Source organism: Paenarthrobacter sp. PH39-S1 (genome assembly GCF_030063245.1).
Lineage (GTDB): Bacteria > Actinomycetota > Actinomycetes > Actinomycetales > Micrococcaceae > Arthrobacter_M.
The window spans coordinates 67,051-85,903 of sequence record NZ_JASISR010000018.1 but is presented as its reverse complement, the minus strand read 5'-3'; the positions used below and the strand labels follow the sequence as shown (position 1 = coordinate 85,903).

Sequence of the window (18,853 nt, the reverse complement as noted above, 5' to 3'; positions counted from 1 at the left end):
GACCGCCCGCGAGCAGGATGCCCATGCCGGCGGCCGCCGGCATCCCATCGTCCAATCGAGCTCCTCGCAAGCGTGGTGTCACGCGGCCGCTATGTGACATCATAATTGCTTGACGTGACACCATGACGGTGCAATACTGGTGTCATGCAACTGGATCAGTACGTCGCAGAGCTTCAGCACCACCTGGCCGTCGCAGCCGAGAGCGGCGGCGACGAGGTCCGCGCGGTCGCCGAGCGCCTGAGTGCGCCACTCGACTCGGCGACCCGGCTGGTGCTGCTCGAAGCCCTCTCGGCGGCCGCGGGGGAGATAACCCGCGAACTATCGCCCGGGTCGGTGGACGTGCGCCTGCGCGGCCGCGACCCCGAGTTCGTCGTGAGCCTGCCCGCCGAGGCGTCCTACGCCGACCCGCAGGCAACGCGCGGCAGCGTGTCCTACGACGCGGACGGCGCGAGCACAACCCGCACCACACTTCGGCTCCCGGACGCCCTCAAGGTCCGGGTCGAGGACGCGGCCGCCGCTGACGGGCTCTCCGTGAACTCCTGGCTGGTGCGTGCCATCGCATCGGCTTTGGAACCCAAGAGCCGCCGCTCGACCCAACGAGGGTCAGGCTCCGTTGACCATTTCGCTGGCTGGGTGCGTTAGTCCGCCCCGCCCACTGACCGGCCCCGCAACCGCGAGGCCGCCCGACAACGCCCTTCGAAAGGCAGGCTACAGCATGCCCGAATACCAGACTAACGGTCCCATCGACCTCGCCATCGACGTCCCCGTTGGGCGCATCGAGGTCACCGCCAGCGAGCGCACGGACGTCGAGGTGCGTGTCGATCCGAGCAATCCGAGCAAGAAGGCCGACGTGCGTGCCGCCGCGGAGACCGTCGTCGAATACCGGGACGGCCTTGTCACCATCGCCGTGCCGCACCGGTACGGCCCGCTCATCGGTAGCGGCAAAGAGTCGGTGGATGTCACCGTCGACCTGCCGAGCGGCTCACGGCTGACCGCCGAGACCAGTGTCGGCCGGATCCGGGCCCACGGGCCACTCGGTGCGACGCGGATCAAGTCCTCAACCGGTGACGTGAGTATCGAGCGCGCCGCGCAACTGCAGGTGCACGCCAGCAGCGGTGAGGTGATCGTCGGCCACGTCGATGGCGACCTGGAGCTCACCTCAGGCAACGGCCCGACTCGTGTCGACTATGTGGGCGGCGCGTCCACGCTCAAGGCTTCCAACGGCGACATCCACGTCGGTGTGGCAGGCGGGGCGCTGACGGCGAAGCTCGCGAACGGTTCGATCAGCATCCGCGAGGCCCTCGATTCGGTGAGCGCCCGCAGTTCCTACGGCAAGATCCGCATCGAAGAGGTGTCCTCCGGCGCCATCGCGCTCGACGCGTCCTATGGGGAGGTGCTCGTCGGTATCCGCCGTGGCGTGGCCGCGTGGCTCGACGTCCAGTCCAAGAACGGCGTCGTTCGCAACGACATGAACGCCGACCAGGGCCCCGCCGGTAGCGAGGGCAGCGTTGAAGTGCGGGTGCGCACCAGCTACGGGGACATCACGGTCCAGCCCGCCGCCACGGGGTAGATATCGCACAGTAGACCCGCGCAACGTCACACCCCCAGGGAGGCCACGGCCGACGCCTGGCAGCGGGAACCAACCGGCCCATCCACCGAACGGAAGGAACCAGAAATGACCATGGTCAGCCCAGCGATCGAACTGCGCGGCTTGCGCAAGTCGTTTGGCAACAAGGTCGGCAACAAAGTGGTGCTCGACGGCGTCGACCTCACCGTCTCGTGCGGCACAGTGTCGGCTCTCCTTGGACCGAACGGCGCCGGCAAGACCACCGCCGTCAACATCCTTACGACGCTGGTGCGGCCCGGCGGCGGCAGCGCAACGGTCGATGGATGTGATGTGGTGCGGAACCCGGACGGCGTGCGTGCCGCGATCGGCCTCACCGGCCAGTTCTCGGCGGTCGACAAGCTGCTGACCGGCGAGGAGAACCTGAGGCTCATGGCGCGGCTGCGTCACCTGCCGGCCAAGCGGGTGAAGGCCCGCGTGGCCGAGCTGCTCGAGCAGTTCGACCTGGTCGAGGCGGCCCGCAAGCCGCTCGCCACGTACTCCGGTGGCATGGCGCGCCGGCTGGACCTGGCGATGACCCTTGTCGACACCCCGAGGATCATCTTCCTCGATGAGCCGACCACCGGACTTGACCCGCGCAGCCGCCACACCATGTGGGACATCGTGCGCGAGCTGGTTGCGCAGGGCACCACGGTGCTGCTCACCACGCAGTACCTTGACGAAGCCGACGAGCTCGCCGACCGGATCGCAGTGCTGGACGGCGGGAAGATCGTCGCCGAGGGCACCCCCGACGAGCTGAAGCGGCTCGTGCCGGGCGGCCACATCCGCCTGCAGTTCGCGGACGCGCAGGCCCTGAACTCGGCTGCGGCCCTGTTCGCCGAGGCTGTCCGCAAGGATGCGGCGCTCAGCCTCGAGGTACCGAACCGCTTCGGGGTGCGGAGCCTGCGGAGCGCCCTCGACCAACTGGACGGCGCGGGCATCGAGGTCGCCGACCTCAGCATCCACACCCCCGACCTGGACGACGTGTTCTTCGCGCTCACCGGCCGGGTCGAGCACACCCGGACAGAAGGGATCCCCTCATGACCACCGCAACAACCCAACCCCAGCGCGGGCACATCGTGACGGACTCGTTGACGATGACGAGCCGGAACCTGCTGCATATGATCCGCTATCCGGGTCTGACAGTCTTCGTCGTGGTGTTACCCGTGGTGTTCCTGCTTTTGTTCGTGTATGTGTTCGGCGGCACTATTGGGGCCGGGCTCCCGGGTGGGGCCGTCGACGGACGCGAGGCGTATGCCGCCTATGTGCTTCCCGGCATCCTGCTCATGACGGTCGCCGGGAGCGCGGGAGGCACCGCCACGACGGTCTCGATGGACATGACGGAGGGCATCGTCGCGCGATTCCGCACGATGGCGATCTCTCGGGCGGCAGTGCTGACCGGGCACGTGCTCGGGAACACCCTCCAGGCGCTCATCGCCGTCGTGGTCGTGTTCGGCGTCGGCTTGGCTGTCGGCGTCCGGCCCACCGCCGGGCCGCTGCAGTGGCTTGCGGCCGCCGGCCTGATGGCTCTGGTGGCCTTCGCCATTACGTGGCTCGCGGTCGCGATGGGGATGGCAGCGAAGTCGGTGGAGACCGCCAGCAACCAGCCGCTCATCCTCACCTTCCTCCCCTTTCTGGGGAGCGGCTTCGTGCCGACCGAATCGATGCCGGCGTGGCTGCACGGGTTCGCGCAGTACCAGCCGTTCACCCCGTGGATCGAGACCGTGCGGGGATTGCTGACCGGCAGCGACATGGGCGTGAACCCGCTGCTGGCGATCGGTTGGATCGTGCTGCTGTCGGTCGTCGGCTACGCCTGGTCGATGGTGCTCTACAACCAGAAGTCGGTGCGCTGATCCGATGGCACGCTCGTCGTGAAGGCCCAAGGCGCAGTGACGTTCGGATCGGCCGAGCGGCGAGCCTCGAGGTGATCTTCGCCCCGGCCTCGCCCGCCGACCTGCTCAATATGTTCGCATCATTCGATGTCGCGGAGGCCGAAGCCGCCGCGGACCGCACGCCTCCAGACGTGAAATGAGGTTCGTTGCTCGGCGCTGCAGCCATGACGACGTCCGATTCCGGTGGCTGGCGCAGAGAGTCCGAAGGAGGGCGGCGGTTTATGGATACTCTCCCACTACCCGAAAGCCCGGCGACCGCAACATCGACATGGCAGCCAACGTCCGGTCCGATATGCCTATACTTTCTGCGGCGGCTTGTAATGCTGGCCGCCGCCCGAAAGACTGGACGAAAGCACGTCCCACCCGCGAAAGGCACCAGATGAGCAATATTCCAGCAGGCCTCTCCTACACCGCCGAGCACGAGTGGATTACCGCCCCGGACGCGAACGGCGTGGTCCGGGTGGGCATCACCGATTTTGCCCAGGACGCGCTGGGCGATGTTGTCTATGTGCAGATGCCCGAAGCCGGGAGTAACGTCGCCGCGGCCGCCGTCGTCGGTGAGGTCGAGTCGACCAAGAGCGTCAGCGATATTTACGCACCGCTCGCCGGGGAAGTTTCCGCCCGCAATGAGGCCCTGGACGGCGAGCCTGCGCTGATTAACTCCGACCCGTACGGCGACGGTTGGCTGCTGGAGATTAAGCTCGACGACGTCTCGTCCGTGGACACGCTGCTCAGTGCCGGTGAGTACGAACAACAGGTAGGCTAGTGGGAAGGGCGGCGCTTGCTTGCGTAGGCGCGCCGCTGTTGGCGACATTCACTACAGTTTTTTGTTACGCGCCGGCCGTACGATTGTGCGGGCCGCGGGCTAGCGACATGAGGAGGAGTACCGATGGTTGACAACTCAAGCAACGCCGTGTCCAGTGGTCAGGCGGAGTTTGCGGATCAGCCGGGTGCTTCCGAGACGACGTCGATCCAACTGTCTCCGCTCAGCAGGGAGCCAACGGTCGAGCATAAGCTGGCCTCGGAAGAGCGGGTGGCGGTGGAGGCTCTGCCGGCCGGCTCCGCACTGCTGATTGCGCACAGCGGACCCAACCGCGGCGCCCGGTTCCTGCTCGATGACGACATGACGACTGCGGGCAGGCATCCGGCCGCCGACGTATTTTTGGATGACGTCACCGTGTCCCGGCGGCATGTCCAGTTCCGCCGGCTGCGCGGCGGATTCGAGGTCGTCGATTCCGGCAGCCTCAACGGGACATATGTCAATGGAGACCGGGTTGACTCGGTCCGGCTGCGCAGCGGGGATGAAGTCCAGATCGGCAAGTTTCGGCTCACGTACTACTACAGCCCCGCCGCTCCCGCCCAGACTCAGCCCTGAGGGCCGGCATGGGCAGCATGAATCAGCCGGCGCGCAGGACCCTGACGGATGCCCGTTCGCACTCGGGACGGTCCCGACCACCCGTCATTTTCAATATTGGCGAGGTGCTGGCTCAGCTGAGCGAGGACTTTCCGTCGGTGACCGCCTCCAAGATCCGCTTCTATGAAGAGAAGGGGCTGATCGCCCCGCAGCGGACGCCGGCAGGATACCGGCAGTTCCGGGAAGCCGACGTCGAGCGGCTGCGTTTTGTGCTGGCCCTGCAGCGCGATCATTATCTTCCACTGAAGGTGATCCGCGACTATCTGGACGCGATTGACCGCGGCGAAGGGCCCGAAAATCTGCCCCCGGGCGTGTCCATTGCGCCGCGGATGGTATCTGATGAATTTGCCGTCGAGCTCAAGAGCCGGGCGCGCAGGCTCAGCCCGGAGCAGCTGCGCGCCGAGTCGGGGGCCAGTGGTGAGCTGGTGGCCTCGCTCGTGAGCTTTGGCCTGATCGCGGCCGTTGACGGCCATTTTGATGACCACGCCCTGCGCGTGGCGAAGGCCTGCACCGCGCTCTCATCGCACGGGCTTGAGCCGCGGCACCTGCGCCCGTTCCAGGCCGCCGCCGAACGCGAGTTCGGGCTGGTGGAGCGGGCGGTCGCGCCGCTGAGCTCGCGCCGTGACGGTGCCTCGCAGGCCCGGGCCGCGGAGACGGCCCGTGAAATCAGCGAACTGTGTCTGAGTCTGCACAGTGCGCTGGTCCAGGATCGGATTTCCCGGATGGACCGCTGATGTATTCCCGGACCCCGACGCTGCGCGAAGGATGACTGACCGGACATGATTGAGCTGGAGATAGTCGGTGTGCGGGTGGAGATGCCTTCCAACCAGCCATTGGTGCTGCTCAAAGAGGTGGCGGGGGATCGCCACCTGCCGATCTGGATCGGCACGGCGGAGGCCACGGCCATCGCGCTTGCTCAGCAGGGTGTTGTCCCGCCCCGTCCCCTGACCCATGACCTGCTCTGCAGCATCGTGAAGGCGCTGGGGCGCTCCGTTGCCAGCGTTACGCTGACGGCCGTTGAGGACGGCGTTTTCTACGCCCAGTTGATGTTCGACGACGGCACAGCGGTTGGTTCCCGGGCCTCGGATGCGCTGGCGGTCGCCTTGCGCGCGGACTGCACCATCTGGTGTGCTCCGGCGGTGATGGAGGACGCCGGGGTGCGGATAACCGATCACGATGAAGAAGAACCCGACGCCATCACCTCCCCGGAAGCCGAGGAGCGGGAGCTTCGCCGGTTCCGTGAGTTCCTTAACGGCGTGGAACCGGAGGACTTCGAGAAATGAGGTGCGCGAAAGAGGTGGATCGAGTCCGGGTAAGGTTAAAGCTGAACCTGAAAGTTCCGACACGCCGGAAAATTAGTTCCCGCGTCTTTGACCAAAGGCCGTGGCGGCTCTAACGTCGGTATATGAGTTCCCATTGCCAGTGGGAGTTTGGGCGGTCAGACTGTTCGGGTATGCACTTCAGCTCTGCACCACCGATCATGCGATACCGATACCAGCACTCTTGAGGCAAGTTCAGGCTTGAGCTTGAGGCACATTTTCAGCTCTAGGCACTTTCTGCAGAAGCCGCCACGCGACTTCTCCTAGGGAACGACGACAAGGAGGGTCCACGTGAGTCCGAAAGGCGACGCCGGCGAGCTAAGACACGCACCCGTCCCGGGCGAGCCCATGCCGGCCGGAGCACAGGGGCTGCTGTTTACCGAGGATCTGCCCGTCTTGGACGAAGACGCCGGTTACCGCGGACCCATCGCCTGCAAGGCTGCCGGCATCACCTACCGTCAGCTGGACTACTGGGCGCGGACGGGGCTGGTGGAACCCGCTGTGCGCGGTGCGGCCGGATCAGGGTCCCAGCGCCTCTACGGCTTTCGTGACATCCTGGTCCTCAAAGTTGTTAAGCGTCTACTCGACACGGGAGTTTCGCTGCAGCAGATCCGCACGGCCGTGGAACATCTGCGCGAACGGGGTGTGGAAGACCTGGCACAGATCACCCTGATGAGCGACGGCGCATCGGTCTACGAGTGCACGTCCGCGGACGAGGTCATCGATCTGGTACAGGGTGGTCAGGGTGTCTTCGGCATCGCCGTCGGCCGGGTCTGGCGCGAGGTGGAGGGAAGCCTCGCCGCGCTGCCCAGCGAACACGCCGCCGTGCAGTCCTTCCCCGACGACGAACTCAGCAAGCGCCGGGACGCCCGCAGGATCTCCTAGCCTGACCGGCACCGGCCTTGATCCCCTGTAAGTTTTGAGGTTGCGGCTGGGGACCGGTGGTGGCTGTCCGGGGGCGGTGGAAGCCTAGCGGTGGATGCGGTTCCGGACGGAGCCTTTCGCCAGCAGCCCGCTGAGCAGTTGGTCAAAGAGTTCCGAGGCGTTTTTCGCCGATTCTCCGGGCCACTGATGAATTGGATGCGCGGCCCCCTGAATCTGCTGCCAGTTGGCTTGCTCCGGGATGGTGGGGGACAGCAGGAGCGGGCCGAACATCGTCTTCAATTCTGCCAGGCGGTAGCTGTGTTCGGTGGATCCGCTGCGCACCCGGTTGGCGACAATTCCGGCAGCGGACAGACCAGGTGCGAACTCGGCGCGGAACAATTCGAGGGCGCGAAGGGTGCGCTGGGTGCCGGCCACGGAGAAGAGTGCCGGCTCAGCCACCAGCATGACCCGGTTACTGGCGGTCCACGCCATCCGGGTCAGGCCATTGAGCGAGGGCGGGCAGTCGATCAGCACCAGCCGGTATGTGCGGGTGCTGCGCGGGGTCGAATTGGTGGAATTGTTCAGCAGCGTGTGGAGCCGGCGCAGATCCCTGCGCCCCAGGTCGGGCCGGTCGTAAACGCCGGCGAAGGCCGAACCTATCGCCACGTCCAACACGGGTGCGGCGCCGCCGTCGGAGGTGGCGTTTTTGATCCACCCGCTGGGGAGCACATTGGCGGCAAGCGCCGCCTTACGGGCGTTCTTGAGCATGTGCCCGATATCCTGCTGGCCGTCGGCGCGGACAGCCAAGCCGGTGCTGGCGTCCGCATGCGGGTCGAGGTCGATCACCAGGGTCGGAACGCCGGCCGTTAGCGCTGCTGAGGCCAGCCCCAGGGTGACGGACGTCTTGCCGACGCCTCCTTTGAGACTGCTGATACTCACTACCTGCACGGCTTGAACCAATACCTTTTCGTCGCCTACTCGTCTGCGTGCTGCTGCCGTGTCCGCGCCGTGCCCGGGGGTAACCCGAGGCATGGAGTCAGAAACATGCCATAGCCGCGGACCGTTCGCGGCTTGCGGCCCCATCGAAAAACGACACCACCAGCACACGTAACCCGGCGGGTGGACCGCTGCCTGACAACACCGTACCGACGCCATTCAGCGACCGGCACATGGGGGTCTTCTACCGAACCCCACCTTCATCATATGTTGAACGCCCTCGGCTTCCGGTCTTTGGATGAGCTGGACGGGCGGCGCTGCCCGATCCCCACCAGTGTGCGGACGGAAGCGACGCGGTCTCTCCGTGACGGCCGAAGAGGCTCGCCATGCGGCGGATCTACGTGCCCGCGCACGAGCGTGCAACGCTGCACAAGACCTTCTGTATCCGCAGGTCCGCAGTGCTCCTGTATTCCGTGCTCTTGTACTACATTGGTACGACGCAGATTTGTTACGACGCATTGTTACGCTGGCCGGTTGTGACCTATGGCACCTCGGCTTGTCCTGAGCTCGTTCGCTCTTAGAGACTGACAGCACGCAGACCCGCCACCTTCCTCCGACCCAGTTCCCCAGGAGCATCATGTTTTCAAAGATTCTGGTAGCCAACCGCGGCGAAATTGCCATCCGAGCCTTCCGTGCGAGCTACGAGCTGGGCGCCAAGACGGTGGCCGTCTTTCCATATGAAGACCGCAACTCCATCCACCGGCAGAAGGCCGACGAGGCGTATCTGATCGGAACGGAGGGGCATCCGGTCCGCGCCTACCTGGACGTCGAAGAAGTGATCCGGGTGGCCAAGGAGGCCGGCGCAGATGCAATCTACCCGGGCTACGGCTTCCTCTCGGAGAACCCGGGGCTGGCCGCGGCGGCCAAGGAAGCCGGGATCACCTTTGTGGGGCCGCCGGCCGACGTTCTGGAACTGGCCGGGCACAAAGTCCACGCGCTTGACGCAGCCCGCGACGCCGGTATTCCGGTGCTCAAGTCCAGCCAGCCGTCGGCGGATCTGGATGAGCTGATTGCCGCCGCCGACGAAGTCGGTTTCCCTATTTTCGCCAAGGCTGTGGCCGGCGGCGGTGGTCGCGGCATGCGCCGGGTGGACAAGCGGGAGGATCTGCCGGAGGCACTTCGGGCGGCCATGCGTGAGGCGGATGCCGCTTTCGGTGATGACACCATGTTCTTGGAACAGGCAGTGCTGCGTCCGCGCCACATCGAGGTGCAGATTCTGGCCGATGCCGCGGGCAACGTCATGCACCTGTTCGAGCGGGACTGTTCCATCCAGCGCCGGCACCAGAAAGTGGTGGAAATTGCGCCCGCTCCTAACCTTGACGAGAATATCCGGCAGGCGCTGTACCGCGATGCCGTGAAGTTTGCGAAGGCCTTGGGGTATGTTAATGCCGGAACCGTGGAGTTCCTGGTGGACACCGTGGGCGAACGGGCCGGTCAGCACTTCTTCATTGAGATGAACCCGCGGATTCAGGTCGAGCACACCGTGACCGAGGAAATCACCGATGTCGACCTGGTCCAGGCGCAGCTGCGGATCGCCGCGGGGGAGACCCTTTCGGAGCTTGGCCTGAGCCAGGACTCGGTGTCGATCAAGGGCGCTGCGCTGCAGTGCCGCATCACCACAGAGGATCCGTCCAACGGGTTCCGGCCCGATGTCGGAAAGATCTCCGCATACCGTTCCGCCGGGGGCGCCGGTGTACGGCTCGACGGCGGCACCGTGTACGCGGGTGCCGAGATCAGTCCGCACTTTGATTCCATGCTGGTGAAGCTGACCTGCCGCGGCCGGGACTACCCCAGTGCCGTGGCCCGTGCCCGCCGGGCGCTGGCGGAATTCCGCATCCGTGGCGTCTCCACCAATATCTCTTTCCTTCAGGCGGTGCTGGACGATTCGGACTTCATCGCCGGCAACGTTGCGACCTCCTTCATCGATGAGCGACCGGAGCTGCTCAAGGCGCGGGTCTCCGCGGACCGGGGCACCAAACTGCTGACCTGGCTGGCCGATGTCACCGTGAACAAGCCGCATGGCGAACTGAAGGTGCATGTGGATCCGGCCGGGAAGCTGCCGCCCGTGGATGACCAGGACCTCAAGCCAGGGTCGCGCCAGCGGCTCCAGGAACTCGGTCCGGAAGGCTTCGCGGCGGCGCTGCGGGCGCAGACGGCCGTGGCCGTTACGGATACCACATTCCGGGATGCGCACCAGTCGCTGCTGGCCACCCGGGTCCGGACCCGCGATCTCGTTGCGGTCGGCCCGGCCGTCTCCGCGCTCACCCCAGAGCTGCTGTCCGTGGAGGCATGGGGCGGGGCAACATACGACGTTTCTCTGCGCTTCCTGGGAGAGGACCCCTGGGAGCGTCTGACCGCACTGCGCGCGGCGCTGCCGAACATCTGCCTGCAGATGCTGCTGCGCGGACGCAACACCGTCGGCTATACGCCGTACCCGGAAGAAGTGACAGAGGCGTTCGTCGGCCAGGCAACCGCGGCGGGGATTGATATTTTCCGTATCTTCGACGCGCTCAACGACGTCGACCAGATGGCCCCGGCCATCACGGCCGTCCGCGCCACCGGAACAGCGGTCGCGGAAGTGGCGCTGTGCTACACAGGGGACATGCTGGATCCGGCAGAGAAGCTTTACACGCTGGATTACTACCTTGCCCTGGCCCGGCGGATCGTCGATGCCGGTGCGCACATTCTGGCCATCAAGGACATGGCCGGGCTGCTGCGGCCGGCCGCGGCGGCGAAACTCGTCGCCGCTCTGCGGGCCGAATTTGACCTCCCGGTGCACCTGCACACCCACGACACCACCGGTGGCCAGATGGCCACCCTGGTGGCCGCGGTCGACGCCGGCGTGGACGCGGTAGACGTTGCATCCGCCGCCCTGGCCGGAACCACCAGCCAGCCCCCGGCCTCGGCGCTGGTGGCGGCGTTGGCGCACACCGAACGCGACACCGGTATTTCGCTGCCGAACATTTGCGCGCTGGAGCCCTATTGGGAAGCAGTGCGGCGGGTTTATGCTCCGTTTGAATCCGGTCTGGCCGGGCCCACCGGGCGCGTGTACCAGCATGAAATTCCCGGCGGACAGCTCTCTAATCTGCGCCAGCAGGCCATGGCGCTGGGCTTAGGGGAGCGCTTCGAGGAAATCGAAGATATGTACACCGCCGCGGACCGGATCCTGGGCCATCTGGTCAAGGTAACTCCGTCCTCGAAGGTCGTCGGGGATCTGGCCCTGCATCTGGTCGGCATCAAGGCGGACCCGCAGGACTTCGAGGCGAACCCGCAGAACTACGATGTGCCCGATTCGGTTATCGGCTTCCTCTCCGGTGAGCTGGGCAACCCGCCCGGCGGCTGGCCGGAACCGTTCCGGAGCAAGGCGCTGCAGGGCCGCGACGTCAAAATCCGCGACGCCGAGATCAGCGCCGACGACAGCGCGGCCCTGGTGGGGGAACCCGCCACCGCGCGGGCCACTCTCAACCGGCTGCTCTTCGAAGGCCCCACTCGGGACTATCTGAAGGTCAAGGAGACCTACGGGGACGTGTCCGTGCTGGATACCAGGGATTACCTGTACGGTCTGCAGCGCGGGCAGGAACACATCATCGCGCTGGAGAAGGGCGTCCGGCTGATCGCCTCGCTGGAAGCCGTTTCCGAGGTGGATGAGAAGGGCATGCGCACCGTGATGTGCACGCTGAACGGCCAGTCACGCCCGGTGGTCATCCGCGACCGCAGCGTGGTCAGCGACGTCAAGGCCGCGGAAAAGGCAGATGAGTCCGTCCCGGGTCAGATTGCCGCACCGTTTGCCGGTGCGGTCACGGTCACGGTTGCCGTTGGCGACGCCGTCCAGGCCGGGGACACCATTGCGACCATCGAGGCGATGAAAATGGAAGCGTCCATCACCACCGCCGTCGCGGGCAGGATTTCACGGGTGGCGGTCGCCGCCATCGAGCAGGTTCAGGGCGGCGATCTGCTGGTGGTCGTGGAGGAATAGCGGGTACGCGGCCTCCCGGCCCGGTCTGCGCTAAAATAGGGCTGATCGGTGGGGCCGTGGCTGCATGAGGCAGCCGCGGCTCCCTTGCAGCGAGCGGGAGTTATGACGCAGGACGAGAACAATCCGGTGAACGGACGGTCCGGACGCGAAGCGAAGGACGAGGCCGCAGGCGCGAAGACCGACGGCGGCCAGACGGCCCGTGTGGTCGGCGCTGGTGTCAGAGGTGATGCCATTTCCGCCGCGTTGGGCGGCGAGCGTGTCGAAAACGGCGGTGTCGGGAATGTGGACGACGAAAATGTGGACGGCAGCGACGACGACGGCGCTGCCGTTGCGCTGGTCAGCTCAGATGCCGTAACCGATCCCGGTTCCGCCGGGACGGTGACGTCCATGACGCCCGTGATTCCGCTGCAATCCAATGATCTGGCGACGTCGCCGCCCCGGCCAGGATCCACAGCCGCCGAGGTGCTGACCACCGCGGTACCTTCGGCGGCGGACCCAAGCCGGGAACCGCTGTATGCCGCGGCAGCCGGCTGGGAACCGACCGGCTCCATTCCGGCCGTTCCGGAATCAGCACGTGCGTCCCGCAGTGCCCAAACCGGCAGTGCCCAAACCGGCAGTGCCCAAACCGGCAGTGCCCAAACCGGCAGTGCCCAAGCCGGCAGTGCCCAAGCCGGCAGTGCCCAAGCTGGCAGTGGCAAGAACCTCAGGGACAATGTCGGCAGTGATCGGCACCGCCGCGATCAGCCTCGCAGCGCGCGGCGGGGCCGTGAAGACGGACCGGAGCCGGCAGCAGCGCTGACCGCGGATCGGCTGCTCAATCCGGCGGCGGCCCCGCCCGCCGGCGGATGGCGGCTGTGGCTGTACAAGCTCACTTTCGGGTCCCTCCACGTCGGAGATTCGGACAAGGTGCGCGTCCAGCGTGCCCGCGAACACCGCATCTCGGCACGGTTGGGGCACCACACCCGCTACGTACCGGTGCTTTCACGCAAAGGCGGCGTGGGTAAGACCACGGTGACCACGCTGCTGGGGATGGCGTTGGCCGAGCTGCGGGAGGATCGGGTCATCGCGATGGACGCAAATCCGGACCGCGGAACGCTCTCCGACAGATCGCCCGGGCGTGCGGACTTTACCGCACGCCAACTGGTCCAGGACCGGTTCAGCGTCAATACCTTTTCGCAGCTGTCCACTTATGTGGCACGCGACGGATCCCGCCTCGACGTGCTGGCCTCGGATACCGATCCGGCCGTAGCCCAGGCGTTCGACGATTCGGACTACCGGGCCGTCACAGACATTCTCGGGCGTTACTATTCGATTGTGCTGACGGATTCGGGAACCGGAATGGTGCATTCGGTGATGAAGGGGACGCTGGAGAAGGCCGACGCCGTTGTGCTGGTTTCCGGCGGCAGCGTCGACGAGGCGCGGCTTGCCTCGGAGACGCTCTCCTGGCTGGAAGCCCACGGCCGGCATGATCTGGTGGCCAAGGCAATCGTGGTGATCAACATGTCCTCAGGGGACAGCACCCAGGTCAACATCGGCGAGATTGAGGACCATTTCCGGTCCCGCGTCAGTCACGTACTACGGATCCCGTATGACCGGCACCTGGCCGAGGGCTCCCGTGTCCGGCTCGACGAGCTGCGTCCGGCCACCCGTGCGGCGGCCATGGAACTTGCCGCTCTGGTGGTCGACGAGCTGCAGGCGGGCTGAATGATGACACATTACGATCTTGCGATCCTCGGTTCAGGGTCCGGCAACTCCCTGCCGGGTCCGCAATGGGCGAATAAGAAAATTGCCGTGATCGACGGCGGAACGTTCGGTGGGACCTGTCTGAACGTCGGCTGCATTCCGACCAAAATGTTCGTTTATCCCGCAGATCTCGCGGCCGGAACGCGCGAGGCAGCCCGCCTGGGCGTTCGGGCGGAAGTCACCGCCGTGCACTGGCGTGCCATCCGGGACAGGATCTTTGGCCGCATTGATGCGATTTCAGCCGGCGGGATGGAATACCGCGCACATGGGGAACCGAATATCACCCTCTATCCGGAGCATGCCGAATTCACCGGACCGAAGGCCCTGCGCACTGCCGGCGGCACGGTGATCACGGCGGAACAGATCGTCGTAGCGGCCGGCTCCCGGCCGGTCATCCCGGACTTTCCGGGGAACCACCTGCCCCAGGTGCATACTTCGGACACGATCATGAGGGTTGATGAACTGCCCGCCAGGGTCCTGATCGTCGGTGGCGGGTTCATCGCAGCCGAGTTCGGCCATATCTTCGCTTCACTGGGCTCCGAGGTGGTCATGCTGACCCGATCCCCCGGGTTGCTCAAGAGTCAGGACGCCGAAATTTCGCGGCGTTTCGAGGAGCAGGTCAGCGGCCGCTGGGATATCCGGCACGGCTATCAGGTGGCGTCCGTCCGGGCAGTGCCGCACCGGCCAGGACGCGTCCTCGCGGTGTTGGCACCGGTGGCAGGAGTGGCTGACGCGCCGGCCTGCGTGGAAGTGGATCTGGTGCTGCTCGCCACCGGCCGCAGGCCCAACACCGATGGCCTCAATGCGACCGCGGCGGGATTCGATCTGACCGCCGCCGGCCGGCTCCGGGTAGATAAGTATCAGCGTGTGCTCTCGGGAGGGAAGCCCATTAGTGGCGTGTGGTCGCTGGGGGATGTCAGCAGCGACTTCCAGCTCAAGCATGTGGCAAACCATGAGGCCCGTACGGTGGCACACAATCTGCTGCACCCCGGGCAGCTGCGCGCCAGCGACCACAGATTTGTCCCGGAGGCCGTCTTTACGCGGCCCCAGATCGCCAAGGTGGGGATGACCGAGGAGCAGGCTCTGGCCCATGCCGCCCGCCACGGCCTGGAGATCGTCACGGCCGTGCAGGATTACGGTTCGACGGCCTACGGCTGGGCCATGGAGGACACCACCGGCATCGTGAAGCTCGTCGCGGAGAAGGACAGTGGACTGCTGCTCGGCGCACACATCATGGGCCACGAGGCGTCAATGCTGATCCAGCCCCTCATTCAGGCCATGAGCTTCGGTCTGGATGTCCGCACCATGGCGCGTGGCCAGTACTGGATCCATCCGGCCCTGACGGAGGTCGTGGAAAATGCCCTGCTGTCCTTGAAAGTCGGCTCGAAGCACTGACCTGCTGGCATCCGGGTGCTGCGAGGTTCCGGCCGCAGCACCCGTCCTATCGGTCAGCCGGTTTCTTCGCCGAGTAAATATCGCCGACGACATCATCGAAATCCTTCAGCACCTGGGTGCGCTTGATCTTCAGCGACGGCGTAAGGTGTCCGGAAGCCTCGGTGAAATCGGTGGGCACGATGCGGAAGGCCTTGATGGATTCGGCCGCCGAGACGGACGCGTTGGCCTTGTCGATTGCCTTCTGAACGGCATTGCGGATGGTGTCCTGTCCGATCGCCTCGCTCAGGCTGATGCCCGCGGGCAGGCCGTGGTTTTCGGCCCATTTAGGCAGCGCCTCTTCATCCAGGGTAACGAGAGCGGAAATGAAGGGCCGCTGGTCTCCGAGCACCACGCACTGGGAGATCAGCGCGTCGGCACGGATCTGATCCTCCAACAGCGCCGGAACAACGTTTTTGCCGCCGGCGGTGACAATGATTTCCTTCTTGCGCCCGGTGATGCGCAGGAAACCCTCGGCGTCGAGCTCGCCGATGTCCCCGGTGTGCAGCCAACCATCGGCAAACGCGTCGGTGGTGAGGTCATCGCGGTGCCAGTAACCGCGCATCACGCTGACGCCCTTGGCGAGAATTTCGCCGTCGTCGGCAATTTTGACCGCATTGCCGGGCAGCGGGGCCCCAACGGTGCCGATTCTGATCATCGCGGGCCGGTTCACCGTCACCGGCGCGGTGGTTTCCGTCAGTCCGTATCCTTCGAGGATCTGCAACCCGATGCCCTGGAAGAAGTGGCCGAGCCGCTCGCCCAGCGGCCCACCGCCGGACACAGCATGTTTGACCTGTCCACCCATGGCTGCCCGAAGTTTTCCGTAGACCAGCCTATCGAAGATCGCATGCTTGGCCTTGAGCAGGACCGGGACCGAACCACCCTGCCGGGCGCGCGAGTATGCGATGGCAACCTCCGCGGCCTTGGTGAAAATTTTGCCCTTACCCTCGGACTCGGCCTTGAGCGCGGCCGAGTTGTAGATTTTTTCAAATACCCGTGGAACGGCCAAAATGAAACTCGGCTGGAAGCTCTGCAGATCCGAGAGCAGGTGCTTGATGTCCGGTGTGTGCGCCACCTTGGCGCCGGCTGCCACCGCGAGGACGGAGATAAAGCGGGCAAAGACATGGGCCAGCGGCAGGAACATAATGGTCTGCGCACCCTCGGGAACCACGTCGGAAAGCACACCCAGGGCATTGTCTGAGAGTTCAACGAAGTTGCCGTGCGTCAGCTCGCAGCCTTTGGGCCGGCCGGTGGTTCCGGAGGTGTAGATAATGGTGGCGAGGTCGTCCAGGCCGCGGGCGGTCCGCCGTTCCTCCAGCTCGGTATCCGAAACGGACTGCCCGGCAGTACGCAGTTCCTGCAGGCTGGCCGCCCCCAGCTGCCAGACGTGCGCCAGCGCGGTCAGGCCCTCCGCGGTGGCGGCCTGGCGGACCACATTTTCATGGTTGGCGGTTTCAGCAAAAACCGCGACGGCGCCGGAATCGCCGAGATTCCAGGCCACCTGGCTGGGTGAGGAAGTCTCGTAGATCGGCACCGAAACAGCCCCGGCGAACCAGATGGCGAAGTCCACCAGTGACCATTCATAGCGCGTGCGGGCCATGATGCCCACCCGGTCCCCAAGGCGGATACCGGAGGCCATCAGACCTTTGGCCAGGGCGCCGACATCATCACGGAACTCCGTGGCGGGGATGTCCACCCAGTTCTTCTCCCCGTCCAGACGGGCGAACAGGGCGGGATTGGAGGGTTTGTTCGCCTGCCGCAGGACCAGATCCGTGGTGTTCGTGTTCCGGGGAACATTCACCACTGCCGCAACGGAAAATTGTCGCACTTTAGCTCCTTCGATACCTGAGGACCACAGGGGTTTGCCATTACTCTATCCGGCACCATCGGCGGGGCGGCTCAGATGCTGTTACTAGTCAGTAACATTTTGGCTGCAGGCCCTACTTTCCCAAGCCGGCCCCCCCCCGCCGGGGCCGCACCCTCCGCCGCAAGTCGAACCGTCCTGGTTCCTCATGAGTCATTACGCAGACGCTCCCTCGGAAAGCTGGAATGGTGAAGCCACTGCCCGGCCTTCCGCAGGTAATTCCTGCCCTGTGACGGCGATTCCCCCGGGCAACCTTTTCAATAAGGGGTCTGCCCCCCTTGACGCTCGGATCGTTCCTGCGCGGGTTTACGTTCGGTCATGCGTGTCAGCTTGACGCGGTCGCTTCCCGGTTCCCGGAGAATCTGGCGGCGATCACCGCGGACCAAGAGACCTTGCTCGAAACCCACCGCGTCCATCCGGTGTTCGCCACAGCACCCTCGATACCATGCGCGCCGATGAACCGATCGCGCGAACCGATCGCGCGAAACCGATCGCGCGAGGGGCGCTATCGGGGGGTGGTCCTGCCGGTTGGGCGCGGCGGCGGGGACGTGAGAGCTGGCCGGGCAGGCCTGCGGGCCGGCCGGCGGATCCGCACGGCGACATGAGGCCCGTTCGGCCTCGGTAGAATGACAAGAATGGTCGACAATGATTCCCGCGGATCCGGCCGCCGGGCCGCTTCCGTGCTAACGGCCGCCTGGCACCGTTCGGGCTTGGGGAGCCGCCGGACGTACGAGCACAGGCCGGAGCGCGTTCCGCGGCGCCTGGGGCGCAGCGGGCTCGCGATAGGCATCGACATCGGTGGCACCAAGGTTGCGGCCGGCGTAGTGGACCCGCGTGGGGTGGTTCTGGACGAGCGGAGGCAGCTGACGCCGGGAAGCGACCCGCGCGCCGTCGAGGCGGCGATTGTGGAACTGGTCCGCGAACTCTCTGCCGACCACCGTGTTGTCTCCGTCGGCATTGGAGCCGCCGGTTGGATGGATCTAAGTTCCAGCATGGTGCTTTTCAGCCCACACCTGGCGTGGCGGAACGAGCCTCTGCGGGAAAACCTGGAGCGTCTGCTGCGCCGCCGGGTAGTCCTCAGCAACGACGCCGATGCGGCCGGTTGGGCGGAATGGCGCTTCGGTGCCGGCCATGGGCAAAGCCGGCTGGTCTGCATCACGTTGGGCACGGGCATCGGCGGAGCCATGGTGATGGACTCGCGGTTGGAACGCGGGCGCTTCGGACTGGCCGGTGAATTCGGCCATCAGGTGATCATGCCCCAGGGACACCGCTGCGAGTGCGGTAACCGCGGGTGCTGGGAACAATACGCCTCAGGGAACGCCCTGGGGCGGGAGGCCCGCGAACTGGCCAGGGCCAATTCGCCTGTGGCGCAGGAATTGCTTCGCCGGGTCGGCGGTGCCGTGGACACGATTACCGGGGCCGTCGTGACAGAGCTGGCGCTGGCCGGGGATGCCGCGTGCCGTGAGCTGGTGGAGGAGGTCGGCGACTGGCTGGGCCTCGGGCTTTCTAATCTGGCGGCCGCCTTGGACCCGGGAATGTTCGTCATAGGGGGCGGACTCTGCGAGGCGGGGGAACTGCTCCTGGAACCGGCCCGCCGGGCTTTCGGTCGAAACCTCACCGGCCGCGGCTTCCGGCCCGCAGCGCAGATTTCACTGGCGGCCTTGGGTCCGCGGGCGGGCATGATCGGCGCGGCGGACCTTTCCCGGATCAGCAGCGGATCCCGGTCCTAGAAGCGCTCCCGGTGCTCCGCT

General features: G+C 65.8%; 15 protein-coding genes. 13 read left to right on the top strand and 2 right to left on the bottom strand.

The window, feature by feature from the left end:
- The first annotated feature begins 144 nt into the window (after positions 1-144).
- From QMG52_RS12980 to QMG52_RS12940, 9 genes are all read left to right on the top strand, one after another.
- Positions 145-642, top strand: a complete 498-nt coding sequence (locus QMG52_RS12980) for a histidine kinase (RefSeq protein WP_283560811.1) — start codon at positions 145-147, stop codon at positions 640-642.
- A gap of 73 nt (positions 643-715) precedes the next feature.
- Positions 716-1,570 (top strand): DUF4097 family beta strand repeat-containing protein, encoded by an 855-nt coding sequence (locus QMG52_RS12975; protein WP_283560810.1) that lies wholly within the window; start codon positions 716-718, stop codon positions 1,568-1,570.
- Between the two features lie 105 nt (positions 1,571-1,675).
- On the top strand, positions 1,676-2,647 hold the full coding sequence (locus QMG52_RS12970) for an ATP-binding cassette domain-containing protein (RefSeq protein ID WP_349361716.1): 972 nt from the start codon (positions 1,676-1,678) through the stop codon (positions 2,645-2,647).
- Positions 2,644-3,456, top strand: a complete 813-nt coding sequence (locus QMG52_RS12965) for an ABC transporter permease (RefSeq protein ID WP_283560809.1) — start codon at positions 2,644-2,646, stop codon at positions 3,454-3,456. Before QMG52_RS12970 ends, QMG52_RS12965 begins: the two co-directional genes overlap by 4 nt.
- Positions 3,457-3,874: 418 nt before the next feature.
- Positions 3,875-4,261: a glycine cleavage system protein GcvH gene (gene gcvH, locus QMG52_RS12960; RefSeq protein ID WP_283560808.1), complete on the top strand. Its 387-nt coding sequence runs from the start codon at positions 3,875-3,877 to the stop codon at positions 4,259-4,261.
- A gap of 123 nt (positions 4,262-4,384) precedes the next feature.
- Complete coding sequence (locus tag QMG52_RS12955; RefSeq protein WP_283560807.1) at positions 4,385-4,870, top strand: FHA domain-containing protein; 486 nt, start codon at positions 4,385-4,387, stop codon at positions 4,868-4,870.
- Positions 4,871-4,887: 17 nt separating this feature from the next.
- Positions 4,888-5,643 carry a transcriptional regulator FtsR gene (gene ftsR, locus QMG52_RS12950; RefSeq protein WP_283560835.1) on the top strand — a complete coding sequence of 252 codons (756 nt, stop codon included), beginning with the start codon at positions 4,888-4,890 and terminating at the stop codon, positions 5,641-5,643.
- 45 nt (positions 5,644-5,688) lie between these two features.
- Positions 5,689-6,192 carry a bifunctional nuclease family protein gene (locus QMG52_RS12945; protein ID WP_283560806.1) on the top strand — a complete coding sequence of 168 codons (504 nt, stop codon included), beginning with the start codon at positions 5,689-5,691 and terminating at the stop codon, positions 6,190-6,192.
- A gap of 327 nt (positions 6,193-6,519) precedes the next feature.
- Positions 6,520-7,113: a MerR family transcriptional regulator gene (locus tag QMG52_RS12940; RefSeq protein WP_283560805.1), complete on the top strand. Its 594-nt coding sequence runs from the start codon at positions 6,520-6,522 to the stop codon at positions 7,111-7,113.
- Between the two features lie 84 nt (positions 7,114-7,197).
- Here the strand turns inward: QMG52_RS12940 and QMG52_RS12935 are convergent, their stop codons facing one another.
- On the bottom strand, positions 7,198-8,040 hold the full coding sequence (locus tag QMG52_RS12935; RefSeq protein WP_283560804.1) for a ParA family protein: 843 nt from the start codon (positions 8,038-8,040) through the stop codon (positions 7,198-7,200).
- 625 nt (positions 8,041-8,665) lie between these two features.
- On the opposite strand from QMG52_RS12935, the gene QMG52_RS12930 reads away from it, so the two are divergent.
- The 3 genes from QMG52_RS12930 (at position 8,666) to QMG52_RS12920 (ending at position 15,202) form a co-directional block, all read left to right on the top strand.
- Entirely contained in the window at positions 8,666-12,064 is a 3,399-nt protein-coding gene (locus tag QMG52_RS12930; RefSeq protein ID WP_283560803.1) for a pyruvate carboxylase, read from the top strand.
- A gap of 102 nt (positions 12,065-12,166) precedes the next feature.
- Positions 12,167-13,768, top strand: a complete 1,602-nt coding sequence (locus tag QMG52_RS12925) for a nucleotide-binding protein (protein ID WP_283560802.1) — start codon at positions 12,167-12,169, stop codon at positions 13,766-13,768.
- 3 nt (positions 13,769-13,771) lie between these two features.
- Positions 13,772-15,202: a mycothione reductase gene (locus tag QMG52_RS12920; protein ID WP_283560834.1), complete on the top strand. Its 1,431-nt coding sequence runs from the start codon at positions 13,772-13,774 to the stop codon at positions 15,200-15,202.
- A gap of 46 nt (positions 15,203-15,248) precedes the next feature.
- On the opposite strand, the gene QMG52_RS12915 is transcribed toward QMG52_RS12920, so the two are convergent.
- Positions 15,249-17,066: an AMP-dependent synthetase/ligase gene (locus QMG52_RS12915; RefSeq protein ID WP_283560801.1), complete on the bottom strand. Its 1,818-nt coding sequence runs from the start codon at positions 17,064-17,066 to the stop codon at positions 15,249-15,251.
- 671 nt (positions 17,067-17,737) lie between these two features.
- Between QMG52_RS12915 and QMG52_RS12910 the strand changes: the two genes are divergently transcribed.
- A complete protein-coding gene (locus QMG52_RS12910; RefSeq protein ID WP_283560800.1) occupies positions 17,738-18,832 on the top strand; it encodes an ROK family glucokinase in 1,095 nt (364 codons plus the stop codon).
- Positions 18,833-18,853 lie beyond the last annotated feature (21 nt).

What these genes read in the sequence shown, in the direction of transcription:
- QMG52_RS12980 (WP_283560811.1), top strand. Translation starts at nt 145, where the DNA reads ATGCAACTGGATCAGTACGTCGCAGAGCTTCAGCACCACCTGGCCGTC.
- QMG52_RS12975 (WP_283560810.1), top strand. Translation starts at nt 716, where the DNA reads ATGCCCGAATACCAGACTAACGGTCCCATCGACCTCGCCATCGACGTC.
- QMG52_RS12970 (WP_349361716.1), top strand. Translation starts at nt 1,676, where the DNA reads ATGACCATGGTCAGCCCAGCGATCGAACTGCGCGGCTTGCGCAAGTCG.
- QMG52_RS12965 (WP_283560809.1), top strand. Translation starts at nt 2,644, where the DNA reads ATGACCACCGCAACAACCCAACCCCAGCGCGGGCACATCGTGACGGAC.
- gcvH (WP_283560808.1), top strand. Translation starts at nt 3,875, where the DNA reads ATGAGCAATATTCCAGCAGGCCTCTCCTACACCGCCGAGCACGAGTGG.
- QMG52_RS12955 (WP_283560807.1), top strand. Translation starts at nt 4,385, where the DNA reads ATGGTTGACAACTCAAGCAACGCCGTGTCCAGTGGTCAGGCGGAGTTT.
- ftsR (WP_283560835.1), top strand. Translation starts at nt 4,888, where the DNA reads ATGAATCAGCCGGCGCGCAGGACCCTGACGGATGCCCGTTCGCACTCG.
- QMG52_RS12945 (WP_283560806.1), top strand. Translation starts at nt 5,689, where the DNA reads ATGATTGAGCTGGAGATAGTCGGTGTGCGGGTGGAGATGCCTTCCAAC.
- QMG52_RS12930 (WP_283560803.1), top strand. Translation starts at nt 8,666, where the DNA reads ATGTTTTCAAAGATTCTGGTAGCCAACCGCGGCGAAATTGCCATCCGA.
- QMG52_RS12925 (WP_283560802.1), top strand. Translation starts at nt 12,167, where the DNA reads ATGACGCAGGACGAGAACAATCCGGTGAACGGACGGTCCGGACGCGAA.
- QMG52_RS12920 (WP_283560834.1), top strand. Translation starts at nt 13,772, where the DNA reads ATGACACATTACGATCTTGCGATCCTCGGTTCAGGGTCCGGCAACTCC.
- QMG52_RS12910 (WP_283560800.1), top strand. Translation starts at nt 17,738, where the DNA reads ATGGTCGACAATGATTCCCGCGGATCCGGCCGCCGGGCCGCTTCCGTG.